The sequence below is a fragment of the Oerskovia paurometabola genome (assembly GCF_016907365.1).
Classification (GTDB): Bacteria; Actinomycetota; Actinomycetes; order Actinomycetales; family Cellulomonadaceae; genus Oerskovia; species Oerskovia paurometabola.
This window is the reverse complement of the sequence record NZ_JAFBBV010000001.1, coordinates 2,851,999-2,878,939: the sequence shown is the minus strand read 5'-3', so window position 1 is coordinate 2,878,939 and position 26,941 is coordinate 2,851,999. Positions and strand designations below refer to the sequence as shown.

25 protein-coding genes are annotated in these 26,941 nt (G+C 71.9%); 9 read left to right on the top strand and 16 right to left on the bottom strand.

Annotated features, from left to right (window positions below):
* Positions 1-3 precede the first annotated feature (3 nt).
* The 3 genes from JOD48_RS13040 to JOD48_RS13030 form a co-directional block, all read right to left on the bottom strand.
* Positions 4-927 carry an NADP-dependent oxidoreductase gene (locus JOD48_RS13040; RefSeq protein WP_204809489.1) on the bottom strand — a complete coding sequence of 308 codons (924 nt, stop codon included), beginning with the start codon at positions 925-927 and terminating at the stop codon, positions 4-6.
* Positions 928-993: 66 nt separating this feature from the next.
* Complete coding sequence (locus JOD48_RS13035) at positions 994-1,401, bottom strand: VOC family protein (protein WP_204809487.1); 408 nt, start codon at positions 1,399-1,401, stop codon at positions 994-996.
* A 118-nt stretch (positions 1,402-1,519) separates the two neighbouring features.
* Positions 1,520-2,755 carry an amidohydrolase family protein gene (locus JOD48_RS13030; RefSeq protein WP_204809485.1) on the bottom strand — a complete coding sequence of 412 codons (1,236 nt, stop codon included), beginning with the start codon at positions 2,753-2,755 and terminating at the stop codon, positions 1,520-1,522.
* A gap of 115 nt (positions 2,756-2,870) precedes the next feature.
* On the opposite strand from JOD48_RS13030, the gene JOD48_RS13025 reads away from it, so the two are divergent.
* Complete coding sequence (locus tag JOD48_RS13025) at positions 2,871-3,530, top strand: GntR family transcriptional regulator (protein ID WP_191788935.1); 660 nt, start codon at positions 2,871-2,873, stop codon at positions 3,528-3,530.
* A 4-nt stretch (positions 3,531-3,534) separates the two neighbouring features.
* Here the strand turns inward: JOD48_RS13025 and JOD48_RS13020 are convergent, their stop codons facing one another.
* Positions 3,535-6,171: an ATP-dependent DNA ligase gene (locus JOD48_RS13020; protein WP_204809483.1), complete on the bottom strand. Its 2,637-nt coding sequence runs from the start codon at positions 6,169-6,171 to the stop codon at positions 3,535-3,537.
* A 108-nt stretch (positions 6,172-6,279) separates the two neighbouring features.
* Between JOD48_RS13020 and JOD48_RS13015 the strand changes: the two genes are divergently transcribed.
* Together JOD48_RS13015 and JOD48_RS13010 are read left to right on the top strand one after the other, a co-directional pair.
* Complete coding sequence (locus tag JOD48_RS13015) at positions 6,280-6,921, top strand: TetR/AcrR family transcriptional regulator (RefSeq protein WP_204809481.1); 642 nt, start codon at positions 6,280-6,282, stop codon at positions 6,919-6,921.
* Entirely contained in the window at positions 6,918-8,633 is a 1,716-nt protein-coding gene (locus tag JOD48_RS13010; RefSeq protein WP_204809479.1) for an MDR family MFS transporter, read from the top strand. The genes JOD48_RS13015 and JOD48_RS13010 overlap by 4 nt, the downstream gene beginning before the upstream one ends.
* Positions 8,634-8,705: 72 nt before the next feature.
* Here JOD48_RS13010 and JOD48_RS13005 read toward each other — a convergent pair whose 3' ends face one another.
* Positions 8,706-9,659, bottom strand: a complete 954-nt coding sequence (locus JOD48_RS13005; RefSeq protein ID WP_204809476.1) for a DUF5692 family protein — start codon at positions 9,657-9,659, stop codon at positions 8,706-8,708.
* A gap of 112 nt (positions 9,660-9,771) precedes the next feature.
* The gene (locus tag JOD48_RS13000; RefSeq protein ID WP_204809474.1) at positions 9,772-10,383 is read right to left on the bottom strand and encodes a TetR/AcrR family transcriptional regulator; all 612 of its coding nucleotides are present in this window, start codon (positions 10,381-10,383) and stop codon (positions 9,772-9,774) included.
* Between the two features lie 235 nt (positions 10,384-10,618).
* Here JOD48_RS13000 and JOD48_RS12995 point away from each other — a divergent pair, with 235 nt between their 5' ends.
* The gene (locus JOD48_RS12995) at positions 10,619-11,383 is read left to right on the top strand and encodes a GTP pyrophosphokinase (RefSeq protein ID WP_191788940.1); all 765 of its coding nucleotides are present in this window, start codon (positions 10,619-10,621) and stop codon (positions 11,381-11,383) included.
* Here the strand turns inward: JOD48_RS12995 and JOD48_RS12990 are convergent.
* Entirely contained in the window at positions 11,380-11,682 is a 303-nt protein-coding gene (locus tag JOD48_RS12990) for a DUF1905 domain-containing protein (protein ID WP_191788941.1), read from the bottom strand. The genes JOD48_RS12995 and JOD48_RS12990 overlap by 4 nt on opposite strands.
* 143 nt (positions 11,683-11,825) lie before the next feature.
* Between JOD48_RS12990 and ku the strand changes: the two genes are divergently transcribed.
* The 3 genes from ku (at position 11,826) to JOD48_RS12975 (ending at position 13,926) form a co-directional block, all read left to right on the top strand.
* Complete coding sequence (gene ku / locus JOD48_RS12985; RefSeq protein WP_191788942.1) at positions 11,826-12,797, top strand: non-homologous end joining protein Ku; 972 nt, start codon at positions 11,826-11,828, stop codon at positions 12,795-12,797.
* Positions 12,798-12,824: 27 nt separating this feature from the next.
* The gene (locus tag JOD48_RS12980) at positions 12,825-13,331 is read left to right on the top strand and encodes a heme-degrading domain-containing protein (protein WP_191788943.1); all 507 of its coding nucleotides are present in this window, start codon (positions 12,825-12,827) and stop codon (positions 13,329-13,331) included.
* A gap of 115 nt (positions 13,332-13,446) precedes the next feature.
* A complete protein-coding gene (locus JOD48_RS12975) occupies positions 13,447-13,926 on the top strand; it encodes a VOC family protein (protein ID WP_191788944.1) in 480 nt (159 codons plus the stop codon).
* 84 nt (positions 13,927-14,010) lie between these two features.
* Here the strand turns inward: JOD48_RS12975 and JOD48_RS12970 are convergent, their stop codons facing one another.
* From JOD48_RS12970 to JOD48_RS12930, 9 genes are all read right to left on the bottom strand, one after another.
* Positions 14,011-14,739, bottom strand: a complete 729-nt coding sequence (locus tag JOD48_RS12970; protein ID WP_204809472.1) for a hypothetical protein — start codon at positions 14,737-14,739, stop codon at positions 14,011-14,013.
* 77 nt (positions 14,740-14,816) lie between these two features.
* Positions 14,817-16,589, bottom strand: a complete 1,773-nt coding sequence (locus tag JOD48_RS12965) for a sialidase family protein (RefSeq protein WP_204809470.1) — start codon at positions 16,587-16,589, stop codon at positions 14,817-14,819.
* A gap of 337 nt (positions 16,590-16,926) precedes the next feature.
* Complete coding sequence (locus JOD48_RS12960; RefSeq protein ID WP_307824136.1) at positions 16,927-17,664, bottom strand: N-acetylmannosamine-6-phosphate 2-epimerase; 738 nt, start codon at positions 17,662-17,664, stop codon at positions 16,927-16,929.
* Between the two features lie 32 nt (positions 17,665-17,696).
* Positions 17,697-18,725: an ROK family protein gene (locus JOD48_RS12955; protein WP_204809468.1), complete on the bottom strand. Its 1,029-nt coding sequence runs from the start codon at positions 18,723-18,725 to the stop codon at positions 17,697-17,699.
* A complete protein-coding gene (locus JOD48_RS12950) occupies positions 18,722-19,645 on the bottom strand; it encodes a dihydrodipicolinate synthase family protein (protein ID WP_191788946.1) in 924 nt (307 codons plus the stop codon). The genes JOD48_RS12955 and JOD48_RS12950 overlap by 4 nt, the downstream gene beginning before the upstream one ends.
* Before the next feature lie 71 nt (positions 19,646-19,716).
* Positions 19,717-20,511 (bottom strand): ATP-binding cassette domain-containing protein, encoded by a 795-nt coding sequence (locus JOD48_RS12945; RefSeq protein WP_191788947.1) that lies wholly within the window; start codon positions 20,509-20,511, stop codon positions 19,717-19,719.
* A complete protein-coding gene (locus JOD48_RS12940) occupies positions 20,508-22,613 on the bottom strand; it encodes a dipeptide/oligopeptide/nickel ABC transporter permease/ATP-binding protein (RefSeq protein WP_204809466.1) in 2,106 nt (701 codons plus the stop codon). The genes JOD48_RS12945 and JOD48_RS12940 overlap by 4 nt, the downstream gene beginning before the upstream one ends.
* A 1-nt stretch (position 22,614) precedes the next feature.
* On the bottom strand, positions 22,615-23,568 hold the full coding sequence (locus tag JOD48_RS12935) for an ABC transporter permease (protein WP_307824135.1): 954 nt from the start codon (positions 23,566-23,568) through the stop codon (positions 22,615-22,617).
* Between the two features lie 69 nt (positions 23,569-23,637).
* Positions 23,638-25,266, bottom strand: a complete 1,629-nt coding sequence (locus tag JOD48_RS12930; protein ID WP_239527410.1) for an ABC transporter substrate-binding protein — start codon at positions 25,264-25,266, stop codon at positions 23,638-23,640.
* A gap of 94 nt (positions 25,267-25,360) precedes the next feature.
* Between JOD48_RS12930 and JOD48_RS12925 the strand changes: the two genes are divergently transcribed.
* Positions 25,361-26,188, top strand: coding sequence for a FadR/GntR family transcriptional regulator (locus JOD48_RS12925; protein WP_204809461.1), 828 nt, complete (start codon positions 25,361-25,363; stop codon positions 26,186-26,188).
* The gene (locus tag JOD48_RS12920) at positions 26,185-26,817 is read left to right on the top strand and encodes an SGNH/GDSL hydrolase family protein (RefSeq protein WP_307824134.1); all 633 of its coding nucleotides are present in this window, start codon (positions 26,185-26,187) and stop codon (positions 26,815-26,817) included. Before JOD48_RS12925 ends, JOD48_RS12920 begins: the two co-directional genes overlap by 4 nt.
* The last annotated feature ends 124 nt before the right edge of the window (positions 26,818-26,941 follow it).

Sequence of the window (26,941 nt, the reverse complement as noted above, 5' to 3'; positions counted from 1 at the left end):
GGCTCAGACCGTGATGACGACCTTGCCGCGCACGTGCCCGGTCCGGCTCGCCTCGTGGGCCTTCGCGGCGTCGGCCAGGTCGTAGACCTCGGCGACGTCGACCGTGAGCTGGCCGGCGTCGGCGAGGCGGGCCAGCTCGGTCAACCCCTCGACGTCGGGGCGGACCCACACGTAGTGCCCGCCGAGCTCGTCGCGGGCCGCCGCGTCGACGACCGAGGCGACCGTGCCGCCCTCGCGCAGGACGTCGGGCGTGGTGGCCAGGGCCTCGCCGCCGATGTAGTCGAGGACGACGTCGACGCCCTCGGGAGCGAGGGCGCGCACGCGCTCGGCGAGGCCCTCGCCGTACGTCACGGGCTCGGCGCCCAGCGAGCGCAGGTACTCGTGGTTGCGCTCGGACGCCGTGCCGATCACGCGCGCGCCGCGGGCGACCGCGATCTGCACGGCCATCGACCCGACGCCCCCCGCGGCCGCGTGCACGAGCACGGTCTGACCGCTGCTCACCCCGGCGCGGTCGATCGTCTGGAGCGCAGTGAGCCCCGCGAGCGGTGCGCCGGCAGCCTGCTCCCACGTCCATGCCGCGGGCTTGCGGGCCAGCGTGCGGACCGGGGCCGCGACGAGCTCGGCGGTCGTGCCGCCGGAGACCACGTCCTTGCGCACGTACCCGAAGACCTCGTCGCCGACCGAGAGCTCGGGCGTGTCCAGGCCGACCTGCTCGACGACGCCCGCGACGTCCCAGCCGGGCACGACCGGGAACGTCGCGTCCATGACCGCGTCGAGGTAGCCCTCGCGGACCTTCCAGTCGACCGGGTTGACGCTCGTGGCCTTGACCCGGACCAGGACGGTGTCCGGCCCGACCTTGGGCGTGGGGAGCTCGTTGAGCTCGAGGACGTCGGCTCCGCCGTAGCGGGAGTAGGTGATGGCTCGCATGAAGGCGGCAACGGGCGGCGGCGCCGAGGCATTCCCCGGCACCGCCGCCCGTCGTGTCCCGGCAGGTCAGCCCTCGATCGCGCTCGGGTCCATGTACATGACCTCCCACAGGTGCCCGTCGAGGTCGGAGAAGCTGCGCGAGTACATGAAGCCCTCGTCCTGGGGCGGGTTGGTCTGCGACCCGCCCGCGGCGAGCGCCCGGTCGGCGAGCTCGTCGACGCCCGGGCGGGACTCGGCGCTGATCGCGTTGATGGTCTCGGTCGCACTCTGGGCGTCGACGATGTCCTTCGACGTGAACCGGCGGAAGAAGTCGTGCGTCAGGAGCATGACGTAGATCGTGTCGCTGATGACGACGCACGACGCGTTCTCGTCGGTGAACTGCTCGTTGATCGAGAACCCGAGCTGCGTGTAGAACGCCTTTGACCTGTCGAGGTCGGCCACGGGCAGGTTGACGAAGATCTGGGTTCCGGTCATGACGTGCTCCTTCGGACGTGCCGCCGCGGTGCTCCGCGGCGAGGACGGGTGTCGTCGGGTAGACCGGCGGTCCTCGGAGAACTCATCGGCGCTCGCCGACCTCGCGTCGGCGGAGGGGTCAGACCAGGACCTCGCCGTCGCGGGCCACGACCTGGCCGCCCGCGACCACGAGCGCGCGGGCCGGTGCCCGGACCACGGCGTCCATGGTGTTCTCGGCGTCGACCAGCACGACGTCGGCGCGCGCACCCTCGACGAGGTCGTGCACCCGGCGTCCCACGAAGGGCGCGGCGTCGCTCGTCGCGAGCCGGGCGGCGCGCACGATGTCCTCGTCGTGGCGGAAGCGCGCGAGCTGGGACAGGCGGGTCGTGAGCGCCAGCAGGTCGCCCGTGCCGTACGGCGCCCACAGGTCGCGGATGCCGTCGGTGCCCAGACCGACCTTGACGCCGTGCTCGCGCAGCAGGTCGAGGGGGAGCGGGGTGGCGCCGATCGGGGCGACGGTCGTCATGCTGATGCCCGCGTCGCCCATGGCCTCGACGAGGTCGGCCATGCGCGTGGGGGGGAGCTGCCCGACCGCGAACCCGTGCGCCACGTTGACCTTGCCCTGCAGGCCCGCGCGGATCGTGCGCTCGATCATGAGCTCGATCTGGAACGCGCCCAGCTCGCCGCCGTCGTGCAGGTGGACGTCGACCCCGACGCCGCGCCGCTCGGCGATCTCGAACAGCCCGTCGAGCTGCGTCACCGGGTCGCGGTCGATCGAGGCGGGGTCGAGCCCGCCGATGTGCTCGGCCCCGGCGGCCGCTGCGGCGTCGAGCAGCTCGAGCACGCCGGGCCGGCGCAGGACGCCGTCCTGGGGGAACGCGACGATCTCGGCGTCGACCGTGCCGCCGAGGACGAACAGGGACTCGCGGACCACGTCGATGCCGCGCAGCCCGAGGCCGAGGTCGACGTCGACGTGGGTGCGGATCGCCGTCGTGCCGTGGCGCAGGAACTCGCGCAGGACCGCGACCGTGACGTCGACCCCGGGGATGCCGAGCTCGTCGCGGTGCTCGCGCTCGTGCGCGATGCGTCCCTGCGTGGTGGCTTCGCCGCCGTAGCTGACCCACGGCTTGCCCCACCAGCTCTTGTCGACGTGCGCGTGCGCGTTGACGAACCCGGGCAGGGCCAGGAGGCCGCGCCCGTCGATCTCGCCCGGGGCAGGCACGCTGCCCGACGGCGCAGCCTCCGCGGGGGAGTGCGGCGTCACCCGGGTGATGTGCCCGTCCGCGACGTGGAGGTCGACGGGGTCGGCGCCCCATGGCCTGACGTTGCGCAGCACCGACACGGCGACCTGGGGAGAGCTGGGGAACGGCGGCATCTGAGGTCCTTCTTCCGGTGGTGCTGTCTGGCCTGGTGCAGGGCCCACCCCCAGGGGTCCATACTGGTGTGAATGGTATACCATTTCTCGCCGGGGCTTCCGGGAGGATGGACGCATGAGCGCAGACCAGCCGTTCGAGCCCGAGGCGGACCGTGTCGCCCGGATCGTGCGCGAGCAGATCATCGACGGCGACCGCACGCCGGGCGACCGGCTCGTCGAGCGCGACCTCGCGGCCGAGCTCGGCGTGAGTCGCGTCCCCGTCCGCGACGCCCTCAAGGCGCTCATCGCCGAGGGGCTCGTGACCCCGCGCCCCCGGACGTGGGCCGTCGTGCGGACCTTCACCGACGCCGACGTCGACGACCTCATCGAGGTGCGCTCCGCGCTCGAGACCCTGACCTTCCGCCTCGCGGCCGAACGTCGGACCCCCGACGAGGTCGCCGCGCTCGAGGCCGTCCTCGACCGCGAGGCCCGGGCCGCGCGCGACCACGACGCGAAGGCCGCCCACCGTGCGGGCGCCGACTTCCACGAGCTCGTCGCGACGACCGCCGCGAGCCCGCTCCTCGACGAGATCGGCGCGATCACCGCGAGCCGCCTGCGCTGGCTCCTCGGGCAGCACCTCGACCTCGAGGAGATGGTCGACGAGCACCGCGGGCTCCTGGCCGCGATCCGCGCGGGTGACGGGCAGGAGGCGGCGCGCCTCGCCGTCGGGCACGTGCAGACCAGCCGCGACGCCGCGCGCGCCCGGCGCGCCGCCCAGGGCCCGGCGCGAGGCTGAGAGATCAGCCCTCCCGGCGCACGTCCTCGGGAGACTTGTCGGGACGCCAGCCGCGCCACACCGCGTGCCGCAGCTTGCCGTCGCCGTCGGGGGCGCTCGTCCAGTCCGCGTAGTCGACCTCGCCGACCAGGTGCGGCGTGACCCAGCGGGCGTCCGAGGCGTCCGCCGTCGGGACGTCGAGGGCCGGGTTCGTGACCCGCTCGATCCGCCCGAGCCGCGTCACGAGGTCGCGCCGCTCCTTCTCGGTGAAGCCCGACCCGACGCGGCCCACGTAGCGCAGACCCTCGTCGTCGGGCACCGCGAGCAGCAGCGAGCCGACCAGGTGCGACCTGTCCCCGTGCCCCGGGCGCCAGCCGACCACCACGACCTCCTGGGAGTGCGAGTGCTTGACCTTGATCCAGCTCCGCGAGCGCCGCCCGGCCGTGTACGTGCTCGTGCGGCGCTTGGCCACCACGCCCTCGAGGGCGAGCTGCCTGCTCGTCGCGACCGCCCCCGCGAGGTCGCCGTCGAACGCGGGCGGCACGTGCACCGTCGAGGACTGGGCGACCAGGTCCTCGAGGATCTCGCGGCGCTCGTCGTAGGTGCGCCGGACGAGCGAGCGACCGCCGACGGACAGGACGTCGAACAGCATGAGCTCGACCCCGACCTTCGCCCGCGCCGCCGCGACGTCCCCCGCCCTGGTGAGGTTCGCGCGCTGCTGGAGCCGTCGGAAGCTCGGGCGACCGCGTGCGTCGAGCGCCACGATCTCGCCGTCCACGACGACGGGCAGGTCCTCGGCGGCGACGCAGGACGCGAGGTCCGCGAGCTCGGGGTACGTCGCGGTCATGTCCTTGCCGCTGCGGCTCACGAGGCGGACGGTCGGGGCGGAGGTGCCGCCGGGCGCGCCGGGTGCCACGGCACCGTCGGTGACCTGCGCGACCACCCGGAAGCCGTCCCACTTCATCTCGTAGGCCCAGTCGTCGGGGTCGCCCTCTGCCGTGAGGGTCTCGACCGTCCCGGCGGTCGCGAGCATCGGGCGGGGGAGAGCGGTGCCCGCGGGCTCGTCGTCGGGCTCGCTCGGGTGCTGCGCCCTCGCCTTGCCGCGGGGCGAGGCGTGCTGTGTCGCGCGCTGCGGCGCCCGCCCCTCGTCGCGCGGGGCCATGAGGTGGATGAGCCAGTTGTTCTCCTCGGCTCTGCCTGATGTGCCGGAGGAGCCGTGCTGCTGATGACCCCCCGTGTGGATGAGTGCGAGCCGCCGCGTCCCGTGCTGCTCGCCGTGCAGCGTGACGATGACCTCCTCGTCGTCGCGCCACTTCTCGAGCTCGTACGTGCCAGCGTCCCAGATGGTCACCTCGCCACCGCCGTACTCGCCCGCCGGGATGGTCCCCTCGAACGATCCGTACGCGAGCGGGTGGTCCTCGGTCTGGACCGCGAGGTGGTTCTGCTTCGTGTCGGTCGGCTCTCCGCGCGGCAGGGCCCAGCTCACGAGCACGCCGTCGTGCTCCAGGCGGAAGTCCCAGTGCAGGCGGCGCGCGTGGTGCTCCTGGATGACGAAGGAGTTCCCCGTTGGTGACTCGTCGGGCGGCTCTCCCGATCCCGGGACCGGCTCGGGCGTCCGGGAGGCGTCGCGCTTGGCGCGGTAGGTCTCGAGGCGGTCGCGCCGGGGTGCGTCTCCCGGTGCGGTGTCGCGCCCGCCGTCGTCCGTGCTCCCGCCGCCCGACGGCGCCGCGCCCCTGCGCGCGAACGTCGCCATGCGCTCGGGCGTGGGTTCGAGCGAGGCCAGGTGGCCCGCGGTGAGGGCCGCGAGCGGGTCGCCCATGCTCTGGACGCGCTCCACGACCTGGTCCTTGTCGAGGTGCGCGAGGTCGGGGTCGTCGAGCTCGTCCCACGTGCGCGGGGCCGCGACGGTCGGGTGGGCACGGCCACGCAGCGAGTAGGGCGCGATGGTGGTCTTGTTGCCGTTGTTCTGGCTCCAGTCGACGAGCACCTTGCCGCCGCGCAGCGCCTTCTTCATGTCGCTCACCACGAGGTCGGGGTGCTCGGCCTCGAGGTAGCGGGCGAGCTCGTGCGCGACCGCGCTCACCTCGTCCGTGGTCTGGTGGCCGTCGAGCGCGGCGTACAGGTGGATGCCCTTGGACCCGCTCGTCACGGGCATGGGGTCCAGGCCCATGCCGCGCAGGACGTCGCGGGCCAGGCGCGCGACCTCGGCGCACTCGGGCAGACCCGCGCCCTCGCCGGGATCGAGGTCGAGGACGAGCCGGTCGGGGTTCTTCTGGACGCCCGTCCGCCCGAACTGCCACTGCGGCACGTGGATCTCCAGGGCGGCGACCTGCCCGAGCCACGTGAGCGTCGCGAGGTCGTTGACGAGCGGGTACTCGTTCGCGTGGTCCTTGTGCTGGATCGTGCGCCGCCGGACCCACGTGGGCGTGCCGGCGTCGAGGTTCTTCTGGAAGAACACGGGTCCCTCGACACCGTTGGGCCAGCGCTTGCGCGTGGCAGGGCGGTTCGAGGCGTGGGGGAGCAGGACGTCCGCGACCGCCGCGAGGTAGGCCAGGACCTCCCCCTTGGTCGTGCCCGTGGCCGGGTAGAGGACCTTGTCCAGGTTGGTGAGCTTGAGGCGGTGACCGCCGACGCTCACGGTCTGCGCCGTCGAGGTGGCCATGGGTCCATGGTTGCCCGGGGCGGGTGGTTGCGCTCGGCGGGGCGGCGAGAGCCGTAGGAGCTAAACGTGCAGTTGTGCAATCTTTGCAGTCGTGCATACAGTGCAGTCATGCAGACCGCACCGACGTCCCTCCGCGAACGCAAGCGCGCCGAGACCTGGCTCACGATCCACCAGGCGGCCGCCGCACTGGTCCGCGAGAAGGGGCTCCACCATGCGACCGTCGAGGAGATCGCCGCCGCGGCGGGAGTCTCGCCGCGGACCTTCTTCAACTACTTCACGACCAAGGAGGAGGCGATCCTGGGGCTCGTGCCCCCGACCGTCTCCGACGAGGCGCTCGCGGCCTTCCGTGCCGAGACCGAGGGGCCCGCGTTCGAACGGGTCGTGCGGTTCCTGCTCTCGATCCTGCGCTCGACGCTCCACCCCGGCGTGCCGTTCGCCGAGCGCAAGGCGCTCGTGCGGGAGCACCCCGAGCTGCGCAAGCACGCCATGGGCTACGTCTCCCAGGTCGAGGGGCTCGTCAACGACCTGCTGTCCGACCGGGCCGAGGACGGGACGGGGTTCAGCGAGCTCGCGTCGCTGGGCCTGCCCGACAGCCCCGACACCGCGCGAGCGCTCCTCATGCTCGCCGGCACCATCATGCGCTTCGCGTACTCGCGCAACCCCGGCACCGCCCTGAGCGACGCCGACGCCGAGGCCGACATCGGCGAAGCGATCACCATCTTCCGAGAGGTCTTCGAGGCCACGCTATGACCACCACCCCCCGAGCCGGCACGCCGGCACCCACCCGAGGCGCGACGACCACCCGAGGTGCCGCGCCCACCCAACCGTCGTCCCCGGACGCCCCGGCAGCGACCCCGAAGGACCGGGGCATCGTGCTGCTCTTCCTGGGCCTCATGGTCACGATGCTGCTCGCGTCGCTCAACCAGACGGTGCTGTCGAGCGCGCTGCCCACCATCGTGGGCGAGCTCGACGGGGTCGAGCACATGAGCTGGGTCATCACGGCCTTCATCCTGGCCTCGACCATCACCATGCCGATCTACGGCAAGGTCTCCGACGTCCTGGGGCGCAAGCCCTTGCTGCTGACCGCGATCCTGCTGTTCATGGCGGGTTCGGTCATCGGCGCCGTCGCGGGCGACATGAACCTGCTCATCGTGGGCCGCACGGTCCAGGGCCTCGGCGGCGGCGGGCTCATGATCCTGTCTCAGGCCGCGATCGCCGACGTCATCCCCGCCCGTGAGCGCGGCAAGTACATGGGCATCATGGGTGCCGTCTTCGCGGTCTCCTCGGTCGCGGGCCCGCTGCTCGGCGGCTGGTTCACCGAGGGTCCCGGCTGGCGCTGGGTCTTCTGGATCAACATCCCGCTGGGCGTCGTCGCGGCGCTCGCCGCGATCTTCCTCCTGCACCTGCCCAAGAAGGCTCGCAGCGCCGAGCGCGTGCGCCACGACTACCTCGGCATGGCCCTCATGGCCGTCGCGACCACGGCGCTCGTCCTGGTCGGGACGTGGGGCGGCTCGCAGTACGCGTGGGGCTCGGCGACGATCCTCGGCCTGATCGCTCTCGCGGTCGTGGCGGCCGTCGCGTTCGTGCTCGTCGAGAGGCGCGCCGACGAGCCGATCATCCCGCTGCACCTGTTCGCGGACCGCAACTTCACGGTCACGACCATCGCGGCCCTCGCGACGGGCATCGCGATGTTCGGCGCGATCGGCTACATGCCGACCTACCTGCAGATGGCGACCGGGGCCAGCGCGACCGTCGCGGGCCTGCTCATGATCCCCATGATGGGTTCGCTGCTCGTCACCTCGGTCGTCACGGGGCAGATGGTCTCGCGCACCGGGAAGTACAAGGTCCTCCCGATCGTCGGGTCGCTGATCCTGGGCGTGGGCCTGGCCCTGCTCTCGACCGTCGAGGCGGACACCCCGACCCCGATGATCTGCGTGTTCCTCGGGGTGATCGGGATCGGGCTGGGCAGCAGCATGCAGATTCTCACGCTCATCGTGCAGAACTCGTTCCCCCTGCGCGAGGTCGGGACCGCGACCGCGGCCAACAACTACTTCCGCCAGGTCGGCGCCACGCTGGGCTCGGCCGTGGTCGGCAGCGTCTTCATCGCTCGTCTGACCACGCTCCTCGCGGAGAAGTTCCCGCAGGGCACGGGCTCGGCGGGAGGGACGGGCTCGCTCACCCCGGACCTGGTGCAGTCCCTGCCCGACGGCGTGCGCGCCCTCGTGATCGAGTCCTACAACGAGGCGCTCGTGCCGCTCTTCCTCTACATGGTGCCGCTCGCGATCATCGCGGCGATCGCCCTGTGCTTCGTCCACGAGAAGCCGCTCGCGACCTCGGTCGAGCACGAGATCGCCGCGGAGTCCCTGGCCGAGGGCCAGCTCCTGGTGACCGACGCCGCCGGGGCGAGCGACGCCGTCGGGCGGGGAGAGAGCGTGCGCGCCGGGGCGCGACCCGAGCGGTAGCCGGACCCGCACACGCGACGAAGGGTCGCCCCGACACCGTGTCGGGGCGACCCTTCGTCGCGGTCGGGCTCGTCAGGCGGTCGTGGCGCCCGCGGTCGCGAGCTCCGGTGCCGGGCGGTCCTTCGCGAGCTCCTGGTAGGACTTGTGGTCCGTGAAGAGCTCGTCGCGCAGCGGGTTGCGGCGCTTGGTCACGATCACCTTGACCTGGTAGACGGCGACCGCGACGTTGGCGAGCAGCGAGATCAGGCTCACGACGAACAGTGCCGTGGGGTCGTGCGAGGAGTCGACGGCGAACGACGAGTCCGAGACGAACGTCGGCACGGCCATCGTGAACATCATCCAGAACGCGAGCGTGTGGGCACGGTGCTGGAGCCAGGCGCCCTTGCGCAGGAAGAACGCCGGGATCGTGCAGCTGATGAGCAGCGCGGCGCCCGCGTAGAACGCGTGGTCGCCCACGCAGTTGTAGACGTACGCGAAGTTCCACAGGTCGTACGCGATGATCCAGAACCACATCATGTCGGGCCAGACCATGTCGCGGAACCGGTCGCGCGTGATGTAGATGCCGGCCCAGCCGCAGATCGTCAGCAGGTTCAGGATGCCCGCGATGCCGTTCATGATGTTCCACGAACCGCCGACCATGAACACGCCGTCGACCATGCCGTCCATGCCGTAGACCTGGAAGTCACGGATCACGGCCTCGGCGATGTTGAGCGCGAGGATCGCCGGGGGGAAAAGCAGGGCGTACTTCATCGCCCCGACGCGCTTGTTGTAGCGGATGAGCATGAAGCCGATGCACCCGGCGAGGGCCGAGTACACCTTGACCCAGTGGAACCAGGTGCCGGTCGAGGACCCTGCCCCCGCGGTGTGGGGCCAGACGAAGATCGTCAGCAGGACCGGCAGGACGACGAAGATGCCGATCGCGGCGGTCTTGGACCAGCGGACGAGCTCGTTGAGGCCCACGAGGGCAGCGAGCACCACGAACCACATGACGGCCGCTTGCCAGGGGATGGAATCGAAGAGGAACACGTCGCTCCCTTTCTCAGGACGACGGGACGGCTCGTGGCCGCCCGGGGTGGAGGACGGTGCGCCAGGTGAGCGAGCCCGGTCCCGGCGCACCGTCGGGTTCCGGGCCGTCGCGTCACTCGGTGTCGGAACGCGCCTCCTCGAGGTGCAGAACCTGGCGCACGATCGTCACGAGCACGGCGTCGTCGACCTCCGGGGTGTTCCGGGCGAGGCCGACGAGCCCGTAGACGAGGACGTAGAAGGTCTCGGGCACGTGCTCGATGCCGATGTGGTGCCTGGCCGCGTAGGCCTCCACGGTCGTGGCGCCGATGCACTCGACCACGGCCCGCACGGCCCGGTCGAGGAAACGGTTGTACAGCCCGGCGCTCTCGGTGCGTTGCATGTCGTCGCGCAGCGGGGCGACCGCCCGCAGGTGCGTGCGGAACATCGCGATGCAGTCGACGAGGGCCTTGTCGACGTTCCCGGGCTCGCGCGCCGCGTCCCACGCGCGCACGGCCTCGACGAACTCTGCGACATAGCCCTCGAGCACGGCGTCGACGAGGGCGTCCTTGTCGGGGAAGTAGTAGTAGACGAGCCCCCGGGCGATGCCCGCGCGTTCGGCGACCTCCTTGGTCGAGGTCCGGGCGATGCCCTGCTCGGCGAACAGCTCGCGGGCGGCGTGCACGATCTCCTCGGCACGAACCTCGGGTGCTGAACGTCGCCTCCTCGGCGTCGTCGCGTCGGTCATCGGAGCCCCTTTCTGAGCTGATAACTGGACGCTAGATCCACTATTGACACAGCGTCAACAGTGTTCGACCAGGTCAGGACGTTGGTCCCGGGCTTCGGGGCCCAACGGCCCGTCGCGACGGGCGCTCGGGGCCACGACGTGAGACGAGCGGTGGGCGAGGGCGGACGCCGGCGCCCCGGGACCTGACGGTGTGCGACGGTGGAGGATCGACGTCGGCACGATCAGCGAGGAATCCATGAGCGGTGAACCCCAGGTCGGGGCAGAGCTGAGGGCCCTGCGGGAGCACTTCACGCGGCTGATGATGACGTACCGGTTCGGCATGGACGAGGTGATGACGAAGATCACCATCCTGCGCGACGAGTTCGCCTACGCCCACGAGTACAACCCGATCGAGCACGTGTCCTCGCGCCTCAAGTCGCCGGAGTCGTTGCTCGCCAAGGCCCGTCGCAAGGGCGTGGACCTGACGATCGAGGCGCTGCGCGCGGAGATCTTCGACATCGCGGGCGTGCGCGTCACGTGCAGCTTCGTGTCCGACATCTACACGGTGCGCGACATGATCGCGGCCCAGCGCGACGTCGTCGTCCTCGAGGAGCGCGACTACATCGCGCACCCCAAGGGCAACGGGTACAAGAGCCTGCACCTGATCGTCGAGGTGCCCGTGTTCCTGTCCGACCGGGTGCAGCCCGTGGTCGTCGAGATCCAGATCCGGACCATCGCCATGGACTTCTGGGCCAGCCTCGAGCACAAGATCTACTACAAGTACGACAAGGCCGTGCCGCAGCGCCTCCTCGACGAGCTCAAGGAGGCCTCGCTCGCGGCCTCCGAGCTCGATGCCAAGATGGAGCGTCTGCACGAGGAGGTCCTCCAGCACTCGCGCGACACCGCGGTCCTCCGCCCGGGGACGGAGAAGATGGCAGGTCCGTTCACGCCGTCGTGGGAGCTGCTCGACTCCTACCTGCGCGGCAGGCCGGGTGCGACCGACGCCGAGCCGGCAGGCTAGATCAGCGTCTCGACCGCGATCCGCACGGTGTCCCCGACGTCGACCCCTTCACGGCGACGTACCGCGGCCTTGACGGGCAGGACGAACGTCTTGCGCTCGGCGTCGGGGAAGACCGACGTGGACCAGCGGGACTCTCCGAGCGTGACCTCGACCTTGACCGAGCCGAACCCGGCCGGGGGGAGCGGGGAGTCCGCGATCTCGTCGCTCACGTCGGTCGGCAGGGCGGCGAAGACCCACGTGTCGCTGCGCGCGGTCCATCGCCACAGCTCCGCCTCGAACTCGTACCTGGTGCCGACCATGCGCCCATGATGCCGGGCGGCACCCACAGCGCGCGGTCCGCGCCGCGGGCAGTCGCGCCATGATGCTCCCCGTCGGCCCGCACCACCGGCTCCAGATGGTCTGACGACTCGCCAGCCCTCGCGCCCGGGAGCACCATGGAGGCATGAGGGCCATCTGGAAGGGTGCCATCACGTTCGGTCTCGTCAACGTGCCGATCAAGGTGTACTCGGCGACCGAGGACCACGACGTGCCGCTGCACCAGGTGCACGACAAGGACGGCGGTCGGATCCGCTACCAACGACGGTGCGAGGTCTGCGGCGAGGTCGTGGCGTACGAGCACATCGACAAGGCGTACGACGACGGCGAGCGCACGGTCGTGCTCACGGCCGAGGACCTGGGGGCGCTGCCCGCCGAGCGCAGCCGCGAGGTCGAGGTCGTCGAGTTCGTGCCGAACGACCAGATCGACCCCATGCTCCTGGACCGCAGCTACTACCTCGAGCCGGACTCGTCCTCGAACAAGGCGTACGTGCTGCTGCGTCGCACGCTCGAGGAGGCCGACCGGACCGCGATCGTGAAGTTCGCGCTGCGTCAGCGCACGCGGCTCGCGGCGCTGCGCGTGCGCGACGACGTGCTGGTCCTGCAGACGCTGCTGTGGGCCGACGAGGTGCGCGAGGCCGCGTTCCCGACGCTCGACGAGCCCGCGAAGGTCAGCGCCAAGGAGCTCGCGATGTCGTCCCAGCTCGTCGAGTCCTTCGCGGCCGACTTCACGCCCGAGGAGTACCAGGACGACTACCAGGCCCAGCTCCGCCAGCTCATCGAGGCCAAGATCGAGAAGGGCGAGGCCCTGGACACCGCCGAGACGTTCGGCGAGCAGGAGGAGAAGGGCGGCGACGGGGCCGAGGTCATCGACCTCATGGAGGCCCTGCGCCGCAGCGTCGAGAGCTCGCGCGGCAAGAAGTCGGGTGACGCGAAGGGCGAGAAGACCGCGAAGGAGGCGGCGTCGTCGGGCAGCAAGAAGAGCGCCGCAGCCACGAAGAAGACCAAGGGCACGACGGCGTCGCGCGCCTCGGACGGCAAGGCCGCCTCGACGAAGGAACCCGCGAAGAAGACGACGCGCAAGAAGGCCTCGGCGTGACGTGCCGCGGCGTGCCAGGCTGACGCCATGACCCACGACCAGCCCGAGAACCACGACCACGCACGCACGGCCCGCTTCATCGCGGAGGCCGAGCAGCACGAACGTGAGCTCGTGCTCACCCGCTTCACGCACGACGACGCGTGGCGGCTCGGCTGCCTGCTCGTCGAGCTCGCGGCCGAGCGGTCGCTGCCGATCACGATCGACGTGCGCCGCGGACCGCAGCAGGTCTTCCACGCCGCGACCGAGGGGACCACGCCCGACAACGACACGTGGGTCCAGCGCAAGGTGCGCGTGGTCGAGAGGTTCGGTGCGTCGTCCTACCTCATGGGCCTGCGGGCCAAGGCCAAGGGGACGACGTTCACCGCGCAGCACGAGCTGTCGCTCCAGGAGTACGCGGCCCACGGCGGGGCGTTCCCGCTGCGGGTCGAGGGAGTCGGGGTGATCGGCGTCGTGACCGTGTCGGGCCTGGCGCAGCGCGACGACCACCTGCTCGTGGTCGAGGCGCTGGGGACGTTCCTGCGGACGGCTGCCTGACGCGCCCCACGGCCGGTGAGCCCGACCGGGCGCGCCGACCGATGAGTTCGCCGGCCCCGGCCGGTCGGACCAGAAGAGCGCGACGCACCGCGCGCCGCGCGGGAGGAGGAGAACGATGCGACCGATCGTCCCGAGCCTGTGGTTCAACGGCGGCCTCGAGGAGGCCGTGGCCTTCTACACGTCGGTGTTCCCCGACAGCACCGTCGGCGACTCGCTGAAGATGCCCGACGGCACCCTCGTCACCATCGACTTCACGTTGCAGGGGCAGCCCTTCAACCTCATCAACGGTGGCCCCGACCACCTGTTCCCGTTCAGCGAGGCCGTCTCGTTCATCGTGCGCTGCGAGGACGAGGCCGAGGTCGACCACTACTGGGACGCCCTGCTCTCGGGCGGCGGCACCGAGTCGCAGTGCGGCTGGCTCAAGGACCGCTACGGGCTGTCGTGGCAGGTCGTGCCCGTCGAGTTCGAGGAGCTTGCGCAGTCCGACGACCAGGAGGCCGTGGCGCGCATGATGGGCGCCATGATGCAGATGATCAAGCTCGAGATGCCCGCGCTGCGGGCCGCGTTCGAGGGGAAGCAGCCCGCGGACGCCTGACGCCGCGGGGGGGCGAAGAGGCTCGGCCCCCGTCCCCGCCGGCACGGGGACGAGGGCCGAGGTCTGTGGTGCGTCAGCCGCGGCTCAGCACGACGTCGCGTCGTAGGGCGCGGCGAGGGTCGACGTCGCGCCACCGGCGGTCACGTCGAACGAGACCTGCCCGGCCGCGACGGAGGCGGAACGGGTCGCGAACCGCTGCGACGCGCTGCGCCCGGGTGCCAGCCCCGCGAACGCCTTGGTGCCGGCGGTCGAACGGATCGTGACGTCGAGCGCCTCGTCCCCGGCGTTGACCGCACGGCCCGTGAGCTGGACCTTGCCGGCGACGCACTGCGCGCTCGCGGTCACCTCGACGGGGACGACGGGCTGCGCGGGCAGCTCGAAGGGTGCGACGTCGACCTGCCCGGTCACGGCGAGGTCGCCGTTGGACGCTGCCACCGTGACGGTCCGGCCCGCGAGCGAGCCCGCCGCGACGTCCGCCGCGGTGAGGGTGCGCCGCACGGTGCCGCACGCGGCCTCGGCTCCCACCGCGAGCTCGGGCAGCGTGCACAGGCCCGTGGCCCCGACCCCCGTGAGCCGCACGTTGCCGGTGTTGCGCACCGTGACCTGGTTGACCACGACGTCGCCCGCGTTCACCGAGCCGTTCGCGTCCGTGTCCTCGACCGTGGCCTCGCCGGCCGTGACGGCGAGCGAGGGGCGGCGGTCGACCAGGTCGACGGGCTCGCCCGTGAGAGCGACCGACGAGGCCTGGTCGGCGTTCATGAACCAGCGGGTCTCGGGGACGAAGAAGCCGTCCGCGAGGTCGCCCGCCGTCACCACGCGGTACGCGAGCGCGCACAGGTAGGTGCCACCCGCGGGCAGGCTGCTCCAGTTGCACCCCGGGGACAGGTTCGTCAGGTTGCCCGTCGCGGTCGAGCGGTAGGCCGTGGTCCCGGTGTTTTGCCCGTCGCGGTCGAGCGGTAGGCCGTGGTCCCGGTGTTGTAGACGCGGAACGAGTAGGGCACGCGCTCGCCGAGCGTGTACGGCTGGGCCGCGACGTCCCGGTCGGTCGTGTACTTCCCGAACACCGCGAGCGAGGTCACGGGGCCGGCGGGGCCGCCCGTGACGGTCACGTAGCCGTACGCGCGAGCCTGGGTGCCGTCGGCAGCGGTGAGGACGCTCTGGACCCGGACGGGGTTGGCGGCCGTGGTCGCCGCAGCGGTCGCGGACGCCGTGAGCGCGACCTGGACCGTGGCGGTCTGGCCGACCGCGAGCGCCGGCACGTCGACCGTGGTCGCGCTCCAGCCCACGGGGGCGTCGATCGTCAGGCGCGAGGCCGCGAGGGGCGCCTGGTTCTGGTTCGTGACCTTGACCGGTACCTGCACGGTGCCGCCCGTCGCGACGGTCGTGTCCGGCACGACGGTCGACGCGCACGTCGCGTTCAACCATTCCTGGTCGAAGCTGGCGAACGAGATCGCGTTCATGCCCTGCGTCTCGTACAGGAGCCCGAAGCGTCCGTCGCCGAGCGGCGAGAGCGTCGAGTAGGCGCCGGAGCCGGGGTTGACGACCCGGAAGCCGGGCCAGGTCGCGCCGTCGTCGCACGAGAGGCGCACGGTCACGTTCTCGCGGCCCGTGGTGCTGTTGGAGTTGCTGAACAGCACCATCTTCGCCTCGGCCGAGCCCTCGGGGGCGTCGGGGTGAAGGCGCGAGATCGAGCCGTTGTTGGTCGGGTCGGGGAGCTGGCGGTCCAGGGTCACGGGGCCGTAGGTGTGCCCGCCGTCCTGCGAGAACGCGACCTTGCGGTACTTGCTGCCCGCCGAGTCGCGCGAGTTCATCATGACGCGTCCGTCGGAGAGCTCGACGGACTTGTTCTCGTCCATGCCCGTGCCGAACGCCTCGCCGTGCGTCCAGGTGGCGCCGTGGTCGTCGGAGTAGACGCTGTAGGCCTTGTAGGTCCCGCCCGTGCGGGCGGTGAACTGCTGGACGAGGCGTCCGGCGTGCTCGCCGTAGCGCAGCTGGATGCCCTCTCCCGACGCCGCGAAGATGCCGGCCCACGACGGGTCCTTGGCGCCCTCGGTGATGACGCGGCCCTCCCAGGTCTCGCCCCCGTCCTCGGAGACGCTGACGGCGGCGTGCAGGATCTGCCGGTTGGTCGGGTCGACGCCCGTGGCCGACCCGCCGAAGCCCTGGTCGAACGACTTCACGTGGAAGTTGAAGATCGTGCCCGTCTCGCGGTCCACGACGTAGGACGGGTCGGAGAACCCGTACTTGTCGGGGGACGAGTTCGTCCCGTGGCCCGCGGCCACGACCGTCGTGGGCTCCCACGTCGCGCCGCCGTCACGGCTCACGCGCTGCAGGATCGAGTTGGGCTGCGGGGCGTCGCCCGCGTTGAACGGACGCCCGTCGTACGAGGCGAGGATCGTGCCGTCGTTCGTCGTGGTCAGCGCGGGGATGCGGTAGTTCGCGTAGCCGCCCGTGCCGCCGACCGCGAGGGTCTGCTCGGAGAACGTCCCGGGCCCGTCGGTCGCGGCGGGCGGGAACGGGTCGAACGCCTGGGCGCTCGCGGCCGGGGCGACGAGGAGCAGGGACAGTCCGGCGGCGAGCGCCGGTCGTGACCTGCGGTTTCGTGCGCGCGCGGGCGGCGCTGGCAGCGCTGCGCTCGGCGGGGTGGATGGGTGCAGTGGCATCAGATACTCCTGGCATCGTCGGGTCAGAGCTCTTGCTGTCGTGCTGCACGGTGCGGTCCTGCGGTGGCCGTGCCCGTCCCGGGCGCGGGGCGGGCACGGCGCGGACCTCCGCCTCGGCACCGAGTCGGGTGCGGGGGTCCGGTCTGTGGTGCTCCTGGTGCGAGGTGCCCGACGGCGGAGCGGACGTCGGGCGGGCGGGTGCGGGACCGTCGTGGTCCGGCGGTGCGGGGCCGGGGCGTCCGCGGCGGTGCGGGCGTCCCGGGGGTGGGGCTGTGTCGGGTCAGTCGGTCGGGGTCGGGCGGTGCGAGCCCGGCGCGGAGAGCGGGGCGGGGCGGCGTCAGGCCGTGAGGGCGTCGACGAACCAGCCGGTGATGCTCGTGGGGTGGGTGATCGCGGTCCCCACGACCACCGCCCACGCGCCCGCGTCGAGCGCGGCGCGCGCCTGGGCGGGGGAGTGGACGCGGCCCTCGGCGATCACGGGCACGTCGAGGCGGTCGACGAGCTGGGCGAGCAGCTCGAGGTCCGGCCCGTCGGTGCGGGGACGCTCGCCCGTGTACCCGGACAGCGTCGTCCCCACGACGTCGACCCCCGCGTCGCGGGCCGCGAGCGCGTCGTCGAGGCTCCCGCAGTCGGCCATGACGAGCGCGGACGTGTGCTCGCGCAGGCCTGCGACGGTGTCCGCGAGGCTCAGGCCGTCGGGGCGCGGGCGCCGGGTCCCGTCGATCGCGACGATCGTGGCCCCGGCGCGGGCGACGGCGACCGCGTGACGCAGCGTCGGGGTGATGAAGACGCCGTCGGTGCCGTCCTTCCAGAGCCCCGTGACGGGCACCGTGATCCCGAGCTCGGCGAACGCGTGCGTGACGTGCTCGACGTCCGCGACGCCCTGGACGCGGATGCCCACCGCGCCGCCGCGGACCGCGGCGAGCGCGACCTGGGTCATGGTCCGCGGGTCCCGCATGGCCTCGCCGGGATAGGCCTGGCACGAGACGACGAGGCCGCCGCGCAGCGCGACGAGCGGGTCGGTGGTCACCGGCCCCGCGGTGGGTGCGGGGGCGGTCGACGGACGGTCGGTCACGGGATCCTCCGGGAGGCGAGAGGGGACGGTTGTCACGGTGCTGCGAGGGAGGCGAGCGGTGCGGCGGGTGTCTCGCGCGCCTCGTGCGCGACGAACGCGAGCCGGGCCGCCCCCAGGACGGCGGCGTCGCCGCCGAGGGTCGCGGTCACGACGGGCAGGCCGTCGAGCGCGGGCATGAGCTCGGACGCGACCGCGGCGGACATCGTGTCCCACCACAGGCTCCCGGCTCCTGCGAGGCCGCCGCTGATCACGACGACCTCCGGGTCGAGCATGTTCGCGACACCGCCCACGGTCCGGCCCAGGGCCGTGGCCGCGAGGACCACGGCCTGGTGCGCGACCGGGTCGACGTCGGTGAGCTGGCACACGACCCGGGCCGTGGCGACCGTGGCGTCGCCGCCGAGGCGCAGGTACAGGGCGTGCAGCGCAGGTCCCGACGCGATCGCCTCGAGATGCCCCGAGCGCGAGCACGTGCACAGCAGCCCGGCCGCCTCGGCCGCGGGCAGGTGGCCCAGGTGCCCGGCCACGTGGCGCGCACCGTGCTGCGGCGTGCCGTCGAGCAGGAGCGTGGCCCCGACCCCGGTGCCGGCCGCGACGACGAGCGCGGTCCGCGTCCCCGCGCACGCCCCCAACCAGTGCTCGCCCAGCGCGTGCGCGTGCACGTCGTTGTCGGTGTGCACGGGCAGGCCCGCCGCGGGGCCGCCCGCCGCCGCGAGGCGAGCACCGATCCCGCCCGCGAGGTCGGCCCCGGCCCAGCCCGTCAGGGCGTCGGTCGCCGCCACGACGCGGCCGCGGCCCGAGTCGATGACCCCGGCCGAACCGATGCCCACCCCGACCAGCACGTCCGGTGCGCCGGACGACCCGGGCGCGTCGGCGCCGTCGGGCAGGAGGAGCGTGACCAGACGTGCGACCGCGTCGAGGATCGCGGCCGCCCCCTCCCGGGCCGGGGTGGGGACCCCGGCCCGGGCGAGGACCGTGCCGTCGTCGCGGACGAGACCCGCGGCGATCTTGGTACCGCCCAGGTCGATCCCGACGGCGGTGCGGTGGCTGGTCGGGACGCTCACAGCAGCCCGGCCTCCGCGAGGATCACCTTGATCTGGTCGACGACCTCGCCCTCCAGGGCGGGAGCCGGGGTCGTCATGACGTTGGACCCGATCACGCCGAGGAGCTGCAGCGACGTCTTGAACGCGCCCAGGCCGCTCGCGCCGCCGCTGTAGCCGCGGGGCTGGAAAACGATCTCGAACAGCGACGCGAGACGGTCCTGCTCGTCGCGGGCCCGGACCCAGTCGCCGGCCTGCGCCGCGTCCCACAGACGCACGTAGCCCGCCGGGTCGACGTTGCCGAGGCCGGGGACCACACCGTCGGCGCCGAGCAGCAGCATGCCGTCGACGACGACCTCGTGACCCGTGAACAGGCGCAGCGGGCTGCCCGCGGCACGGTTCGCCGCGACCAGGCGCCGGAAGCCGACGTCGTCACCGCTCGAGTCCTTGACGCCCGCGATGACGCCCTCCGAGCCCAGGCGGACCAGCATGCCCAGGTCGAGCTTCGAGTGCACGCACACCGGGACGTCGTACGCGAACAGCGGCAGGTCGCTCGCCGCGGCGACGCCCCGGAAGTGACGCTCGATCTCGTCGTCGTTCGTGCGGATGTACAGGGGAGCCGTCGCGACGACCGCGTCGACCCCCGCGTCCTGCGCCCGGCGGACCTGGTCCGCGACGCGGCGCGTCGTCAGGTCGATCACGCCCGCCATGACGGGCACGCGGCCTGCGGTGATCTCGACCGCGGCCTCCATGACCTGGGAGCGGCGCGCGTCGTCGAGGTACGCGACCTCTCCCGACGAACCGAGCACGAACAGGCCGTGCACGCCCGCGTCGAGCTGGCTCGTGATGAGGCGCTCGAACGACGCGCGGTCGAGCTCGCCGTCGGCCGTGAGCGGGGTGACGACGGGAGGGATGACACCGGAGAAGGTGGTCGTGGTGGGCACAGCGGACTCCAAGGATGGTGCGGTGGTGCCGGGCGGAAGGCTCCGCCCGGCGCCGGGTGGATGGTGGACCGTCAGAGCAGCGTCGGCGCGGCGCCGAGCAGGGTCCGGGTGTAGTCGTTCGTCGGGCGGTCGAAGACCTCCTCGGCCGTGCCCTCCTCGACGACCTTCCCGAAGTACATGACCGCGATGCGGTCCGAGACGTACCGGACGGTCTGGATGTCGTGCGAGATGAACACGAGCCCGAGGTCCAGGCGGGCCTTGAGGTCCGTCAGGAGGTTGAGGACCTGGGCCCGCACGGAGACGTCGAGCGCCGACGTGGGCTCGTCCGCGACGATCACGTCCGGGTCGAGGGCCAGGGCACGGGCGATCGCCACGCGCTGGCGCTGACCGCCCGAGACCTGGCTCGGCAGCACGTCGAGGGCCGACTGGGGCAGGCCCACGAGGTCGAGGAGTTCGCTCACGCGACGCTCCCGGTCCCGGGGGGAGCCGATCTGGTGCACGTCGAGCGGGTCGCGCAGGATGTCGCGCACGAGCATGCGGCCGTTGAGAGCCGTCGACGGGTCCTGGAACACGATCGAGATCGCGCGCCCGAACTCCTTGCGGGTGCGGGCGTTGCGCTTGAGCACGCTGCGGCCGTTGAACACGACGTCGCCGCTCGTGGGGGCCTGCAGACCCACCATGACCTTCGCGAGCGTCGACTTGCCGCAGCCCGACTCGCCCACGATGCCGATGGTCTCGCCACGGCGCACGGCCATGTCGACCCCGGCGACCGCGTGGACGCGGTCCGGGCGGAAGAGCTTGCCCGTGCGGGCCTTGTGCACCACGTGCACGTCCTTGAGCTCCAGGACGGGAGTCTTCTCGCTCATCGGGCACCTTCCTGGACCAGGAGACCGCTGTCGGTCGACTCGGTGTGGCTGGCGTAGCGGTGGTCGGTCCCCGGCAGCGTGCGCAACGGGGGACGGGGCACGAACGCGTCCTGCGGCCGCGAGGACCGAGGGGCGAAGCGGTCGCCCGTCGCGAAGTCTCGCGGCGAGGGGACCGTGCCGGGGATCTGGTGCAGGCGCTTCGCCCCCGACTCGATCGACAGCACCGCCCCGAGCAGCCCGCGCGTGTACTCGTGCTGCGGGTTCATGAGCAGGCTCGGCACGGGTGCCGACTCCACGACCTGGCCCGCGTACATGACCGTCACGCGGTGCGCGAGCGACGCGACGAGCGCCAGGTCGTGGCTCACGAAGACCATCGCGAACCCGAGCTCCTCCCGGAGCTCGTTGAGCAGGTCCACGACCTGCTTCTGGACCGTGACGTCGAGGGCCGTGGTCGGCTCGTCGGCGACGACCAGGCGCGGGTCACGCGTGAGGGCCATCGCGATGAGCACACGTTGGCGCTGCCCGCCCGAGAGCTCGTGCGGGTAGCTCTTGAGAGTGCGGTCCGCGTCGAGGCCCACGAGCTCGAGGAGCTCGACCGCGGTGCGCGTCCCGCCCCTCTTGACGAGCTGCGCCATCTGCGAGCGGATCAGCATGGACGGGTTGAGCGAGCTCAGCGCGTCCTGGTAGACCATGGCCATCTCGTGGCCGCGCAGCGCGTTGCGGCGCGCCGGGGTCGCCGTGAGCAGGTCGACGCCGTCGAGCAGGATCTCTCCCGTGACCTGGGCGGACGAGGGCAGCAGGCCCATGACCGCGAGGCTCGTGAGCGACTTGCCGCAGCCGGACTCGCCGACCAGCGCCATGGTCTCGCCGGGACGCACCGAGAAGCTGATGTCGTCCACGACGGCCACGTCGCCGTGCCGTTCGGGGAAGCGGATCGAGAGGTTCTTGACCTCGAGCAGCGGAGCCGCGTCGCCCGTGTAGACCAGGCGGTCCGTACGGGCGGCCTCGACGACGCGCAGGCGCTCGAGCTGGACCGCGAGGGCCTCGCGCTGGGCGGCGGCCGCCGCGATCGCGATCTCCGGGTCGGGGATCACCGAGGTGTCGGCGACGAGCTCGTCGAGCACGCGGGGCTCGCGCAGGTCGGCGCCACCCGTGTACTCCAGGGGCGCGTCGGCGTCGGGCTCGGTCAGCGGGTCGGTCGCGTGCGCTGCGTCCTCGGCGGCGGCGGCGGCGCGAGCCTCGGCCGGCTTGCGAGCCGCGGGGCGGACCATGGCGTCCGTGAGGCCCTCTGACAGGACGTTGAGCGAGAGGACCGTCAGGAGGATCGCCATGCCGGGGAAGAACGTCGCCCACCAGCCGCCGTTGAGCAGGAGGTTGCGGCCGTAGGCGATGACGTTGCCCCACGAGGGCTCGGGGTCCTGCACGCCCGCGCCGATGAACGACAGGCTCGCCTCGAACACGATCGCGTCGGCGACCAGGACGGTCGCGAACACCATGATCGGGGCGATGCAGTTGCGGGCCACGTGCTTCATCAGGATCAGCGAGGTCCGCGCGCCGATGACCTTCTCGGCCGACACGTAGTCCTCGCCGAACTGGCTCAGGACGTTGGCGCGGACGATGCGGGCGATCTGCGGGGTGTAGAGGAACGCGATCGTGAAGATGAGGACCGGCAGGGACTTGCCCCACACGGCCACGAAGACCACGGCCAGGGCGATTCCCGGGAAGGCCATGATGATGTCGAGGATGCGCATGAGCGTCTCGCTCACGGCCTTGTGGGCCGTCGCGGCGATCGAGCCGAGGATCGCACCGGCGACCAGGGCCACGGCCGTGGCTCCCAGACCGATCACGAGCGAGTAGCGGGCCCCGTAGACGATGCGGGAGAAGATGTCGCGGCCCGTGCGGTCCGTGCCGAACCAGTGCTCGCCCGACGGCGGCTGGGCCGGCATGCCGGACTGCAGCGGGTCGTAGGCCGCGACGAGCGGGGCGAAGATCGCCAGGAGCGCGACCAGGAGCACGAAACCGAGGGCGATCTTGGAACCCAGGGGGAGGGCCGCGAGGCGCAGGCCCGGGCGGGACAGTCGTTCTGTCAGCTTCCGACGCATGTCACACCGTCCGGATTCGAGGGTTGACGACGAGGTAGAGGAGGTCGACCAGGATGTTGACGACCACGAAGGTCAGGGCGACGGTCAGCGTCACTCCCTGCACCAGGGCGGTGTCGCTCGCGGTCACGCCGTTGAGGATGAGCTTGCCCATGCCGGGCAGGTCGAAGATGACCTCGATGATGACCGCGCCACCCATGAGGTAGCCGACGCGCAGGCCGAGCACCGTGATGGGCGTGATGAGCGCGTTGCGCAGGACGTTGCGCCCGACCACCACGCCGCGGGGCAGGCCCGAGCCGATCGCGGTCCGCACGTAGTCGCGGTCGAGCTCCTCGACCATCGCGGTGCGGACCACACGGGTCAGCGACGCCGCGACCGGGATGGCGAGCGAGAGTGCGGGCAGGAACATCGAGGCGAGGAACTTCCCGAAGTCGTCCGACGGGTTCGTGTACCCGCCCGACGGGAACCAGTCCAGGCGCAGCGAGAACTGCTGGATGAGGAGGATCGCGAGCCAGAACGACGGCGTCGCGACGCCCGCGATCGACAGGACGCGGATGGCCTGGTCGGGCCAGCGGTCGCGGTAGAGGGCGGCGGTCACACCGAGCACGAGCGCGAGCACGACGGCGATCGCCAGGCCCATGAACGTGAGCTGGAGCGTGAGCGGGAACGCGTTGGCGATGAGCTCGTTCACGGGCTGAGAGGGCGGGACGGTCATGCCCATGTCGCCGCGCACGAGGCCGGCCAGGAAGTTGCCGTACTGCACGAGCATCGGGTCGTTGAGCCCGTTGGCCGCCCGGTAGGCCTCCTTGGCCGCGTCCGTGGCGGACTCGCCGAGGGCGTTGGTCGCCTGGTCGCTGGGCGCGAACTGCATGACGACGAAGACGAGCAGGGTGATGCCCAGGATCATGACGGGCAGGGCGACCAGGCGTCGTCCGGTCAGTCGTAGGAGCGCGGTCACGCGGTACTCCTCGGGGTCGGGGTGGGTGGCGGCGGCGCAGGCGCCGCCGCCACCCGGAACACGGGGACGTCAGGCGGTGCGGGAGACGTCCAGGAAGGACAGGCCCGTGACGGGGATGGGCTTGAACCCGGTCAGCGCCGAGTCCTCCCAGGCCGTGGGGAGCTTGCGGTGCAGCAGCGGGTACAGCGGGACCTCGTCGGAGAGGATGTCGAAGACCTGGCCCCAGGTCTTCTTCTGCTTGGCCGCGTCCTGCTCGGCGGCACCCTGGTCGAGCAGGCGCGTGACCTCCGCGAACTCGGGCGTGCTGGCCCAGCGGTAGCGCTTGACCGGCCACACCGAGCCCGAGTACCACCAGCGGAGCAGCAGGTCGGGGTCGTTGCCGAAGACCGAGGGGTCACCGGGGGCGACCATGACCTCGAGCCCGCCGTCGTCGACCTTCTTGTACTGACCGCCGGACTGGCCGATGTCGAGCGTCGTGGAGATCCCGACCGCGTCGAGGTCCTCCTTGATGAGCGGGGCGACGTCCTTGACCCAGCTCGTGTCGGTCGTCAGGAGGGTGATCGTCAGGCCGCTCACGCCCGCGTCGGCCAGGAGCTTCTTGGCCTTGGCGGGGTCGTGCGAGTAGACCGTCGAGGCCTTGACGTAGGACGGGTGCTCCTTGTGCAGGAAGCTGGTCGCCGCGGTCGCGTTGCCGAGCAGGCCCGTGCTGATGATCTTGTCCATGTCGAGCGCGTGGAAGAACGCCTGACGCACGCGCTTGTCGGTGAACGGCGCCTTGGTGCAGTCGAACATCATGAACAGCAGACCGAACGACTGGACGGACTCGACGGTGACGGCGTTCGCGAGGCGGTCGACGTCGAGGTACGGCACGTCCTCGATCGACTGGACGCGGCCCGACTCGACCGCGGTCACGCGAGCGGCGGCGTCCGAGAGCAGGTTCCACGTCATGGCCTTGGCGAGCGCGGGGCGCGAGCCGTTGTAGGCGTCGAAGCGCTCGAACGTGATCTTGTCGTCGACCGTCGCGCTCGTGAGCTTGTACGGGCCCGAGCCCACGGGCAGCGAGTCGTAGGCCTTGGGGTCGGCCTCGACGATCGCCTTCGGGACGATCTTGACGACCGAGACGCGGTCGACGAACAGCCCGAACGGGTAGTTGAGCGTGAAGGTGACCGTCTTGTCGTCCTTGGCGGCGACCGAGGCGAGGAACGGCAGGAACTGGGAGTAGAGCGAGGCGTTCGCCGGGTCCAGGACGCGGTTGAAGCTGAACACCACGTCGTCGGCCGTGACGGGGGAGCCGTCGTGGAACGTCGCGCCGTCGCGCAGCGTGACCTCCCAGGTGGTCTCGTCGATCTTCTTGGGCAGCTCCTTGCCGAGCGCGGCGTAGGGCGTGCGGGCTGCCGGGTCGAGCTCGACGAGGCCCTCGAGGACGTGCCAGTTGGCGGCCATGGTCACGGCGCCGGACGTCGTCATGGGGTCGAAGCCGGTCGACAGGGCGTAGGAGATGCCCGCCTCGATCGTGCCGTCGAGGTTGGGCTTGGCCCCGCCGCCGGTGGCGGGGGTGGTCTGCGGGTCGGCCGAGGTGGACGCGGGTCCGCCGCAGGCGGCGATCGTGCCTGCGATCACCGCTCCTGCGCCGATCACGCCGGCGAGCTTGAGGAAGCTCCGGCGAGAGGTGTCGGTCGCGTTCGTGCTAGTCGCCATCGAGGTAGCCATGAACTCTCCAGATATAGGACGTCTGATGTCTGACGCTGGTAGGGTTGAACCGTAGAGGCAATTTCTGAGGAGGTCAAGGCGCATGACAGCTACCGAGCCCGTGTCACATCTGGGCTTCGGAGGTCAGGGGGTGCGTCCCCCGACGACTACCGAACAGATCAAGGACTACATCCTGCGGGCCCATCTGCGGCCCGGCGATCTCCTGCCGACCGAGGCCGAGCTGTGCTCGCTCCTGGGTGTCAGCCGGTCGAACGTCCGCGAGGCGATCAGGACGCTCGCGGCCCTCGACATCGTCGAGGTGCGGCACGGCTACGGCACCTACGTGGGCCAGCTCTCGCTCAAGCCGCTGGTCGAAGGGCTGGTGTTCCGCGGGGTGCTGATCCCGGGGGACGACTTCTCGGCGCTGCGCGAGGTGGTCGAGGTGCGCCAGGCGCTCGACCTGTCGATGGCCGAGCAGATCGTCACCGAGATGGCCGGCACCTCGAACCCCGACCTCGAGAGCCTCGTCGCCGCGATGGAGCGCAAGGCGCAGAAGGGCGAGGACTTCTTCGAGGAGGACCGCGAGTTCCACTCGCACCTGCTCGCGCACCTCGACAACTTCCTCGTGGCACAGCTCGGCACCGCGTTCTGGGATGTGCACCAGGTGGTCTCGCCCAAGCTGGGGCTGCCCGCGCCCGAGCAGATCGACCTCACCGCGAAGGCGCACGGGGCCATGCTCCGTGCGGCCGAGGCGGGGGACGCCGACGCCTACCGGGAGGCGGTCATCGCGCACTACGCGCCGCTCCAGGACGCGCTGCGCCAGGTGGCGGCCACGGTCGAGGCCGAGCGTGCGGCGTCCGCCGGGGTGAGGGCGCCGCTGGAGCCGTCCGGCGAGCGTCCGGCCGCCGCGGCCGAGGCGGGCACGGCGTGAGCCGCGCGGTGCTGGCCCCGGGGTCGCGAGCCGTCCTGATCGGCGACTCGATCACCGACGCCGGGCGGGTCGCCGAGGGGGAGTTCGGGCTCGGGCACGGCTATGCGGCCCGGGTCGCCGGCGTGTGCGGGCGCCGCGGGATCGAGGTGCTCAACCGTGGCGTGAGCGGTCACCGGGTCGTGGACCTGCAGGCGCGCTGGGACGCCGACGTCCTCGCGCTCGAGCCCGACCTCGTCTCGATCAAGATCGGGATCAACGACACCTGGCGCCGCTACGACGCAGGGGATGCGACGAGCACCGAGGCGTTCGAGTCCGGCTACCGCGACCTGCTCGACCGGACCCGCGCCGGGGCGCCCCGCGCCGCGATCGTGCTGGTCGAGCCCTTCCTGGTGCCGGTCCGCGCGGAGCAGTGGGGCTGGCGCGAGGACCTGGACCCCAAGATCCAGGTCGTGCGGCGGCTCGCGACCGAGTACGGGCTGGCGCTCGTGGCGACCGACGGGCCGTTCGCGCAGGCCGTCGCGACGAGCGGGCTGGGGCCCCAGGCCTGGGCGTACGACGGCGTGCACCCCACCCCGGCAGGTCACGACCTGCTGGCGGACGCCTGGACGAGCGTGGTGCGGCTGCGTTGAGGAGGAGCGCGCGGCACGCGACCGCGCGTGTGCACTGCGCAACATCCGAGGGGGCCGGCCTGGCGGAGGCGGGGCCGAGGGGGGACACTGGTCGGTGAGTGTCCCGTGGGCACTCCCTGACCGT

What these genes read in the sequence shown, in the direction of transcription:
- JOD48_RS13040 (WP_204809489.1), bottom strand. Translation starts at nt 927, where the DNA reads ATGCGAGCCATCACCTACTCCCGCTACGGCGGAGCCGACGTCCTCGAG.
- JOD48_RS13035 (WP_204809487.1), bottom strand. Translation starts at nt 1,401, where the DNA reads ATGACCGGAACCCAGATCTTCGTCAACCTGCCCGTGGCCGACCTCGAC.
- JOD48_RS13030 (WP_204809485.1), bottom strand. Translation starts at nt 2,755, where the DNA reads ATGCCGCCGTTCCCCAGCTCTCCCCAGGTCGCCGTGTCGGTGCTGCGC.
- JOD48_RS13025 (WP_191788935.1), top strand. Translation starts at nt 2,871, where the DNA reads ATGAGCGCAGACCAGCCGTTCGAGCCCGAGGCGGACCGTGTCGCCCGG.
- JOD48_RS13020 (WP_204809483.1), bottom strand. Translation starts at nt 6,171, where the DNA reads ATGGCCACCTCGACGGCGCAGACCGTGAGCGTCGGCGGTCACCGCCTC.
- JOD48_RS13015 (WP_204809481.1), top strand. Translation starts at nt 6,280, where the DNA reads ATGCAGACCGCACCGACGTCCCTCCGCGAACGCAAGCGCGCCGAGACC.
- JOD48_RS13010 (WP_204809479.1), top strand. Translation starts at nt 6,918, where the DNA reads ATGACCACCACCCCCCGAGCCGGCACGCCGGCACCCACCCGAGGCGCG.
- JOD48_RS13000 (WP_204809474.1), bottom strand. Translation starts at nt 10,383, where the DNA reads ATGACCGACGCGACGACGCCGAGGAGGCGACGTTCAGCACCCGAGGTT.
- JOD48_RS12995 (WP_191788940.1), top strand. Translation starts at nt 10,619, where the DNA reads ATGAGCGGTGAACCCCAGGTCGGGGCAGAGCTGAGGGCCCTGCGGGAG.
- JOD48_RS12990 (WP_191788941.1), bottom strand. Translation starts at nt 11,682, where the DNA reads ATGGTCGGCACCAGGTACGAGTTCGAGGCGGAGCTGTGGCGATGGACC.
- ku (WP_191788942.1), top strand. Translation starts at nt 11,826, where the DNA reads ATGAGGGCCATCTGGAAGGGTGCCATCACGTTCGGTCTCGTCAACGTG.
- JOD48_RS12980 (WP_191788943.1), top strand. Translation starts at nt 12,825, where the DNA reads ATGACCCACGACCAGCCCGAGAACCACGACCACGCACGCACGGCCCGC.
- JOD48_RS12975 (WP_191788944.1), top strand. Translation starts at nt 13,447, where the DNA reads ATGCGACCGATCGTCCCGAGCCTGTGGTTCAACGGCGGCCTCGAGGAG.
- JOD48_RS12965 (WP_204809470.1), bottom strand. Translation starts at nt 16,589, where the DNA reads ATGCCACTGCACCCATCCACCCCGCCGAGCGCAGCGCTGCCAGCGCCG.
- JOD48_RS12945 (WP_191788947.1), bottom strand. Translation starts at nt 20,511, where the DNA reads ATGAGCGAGAAGACTCCCGTCCTGGAGCTCAAGGACGTGCACGTGGTG.
- JOD48_RS12940 (WP_204809466.1), bottom strand. Translation starts at nt 22,613, where the DNA reads ATGCGTCGGAAGCTGACAGAACGACTGTCCCGCCCGGGCCTGCGCCTC.
- JOD48_RS12930 (WP_239527410.1), bottom strand. Translation starts at nt 25,266, where the DNA reads ATGGCGACTAGCACGAACGCGACCGACACCTCTCGCCGGAGCTTCCTC.
- JOD48_RS12925 (WP_204809461.1), top strand. Translation starts at nt 25,361, where the DNA reads ATGACAGCTACCGAGCCCGTGTCACATCTGGGCTTCGGAGGTCAGGGG.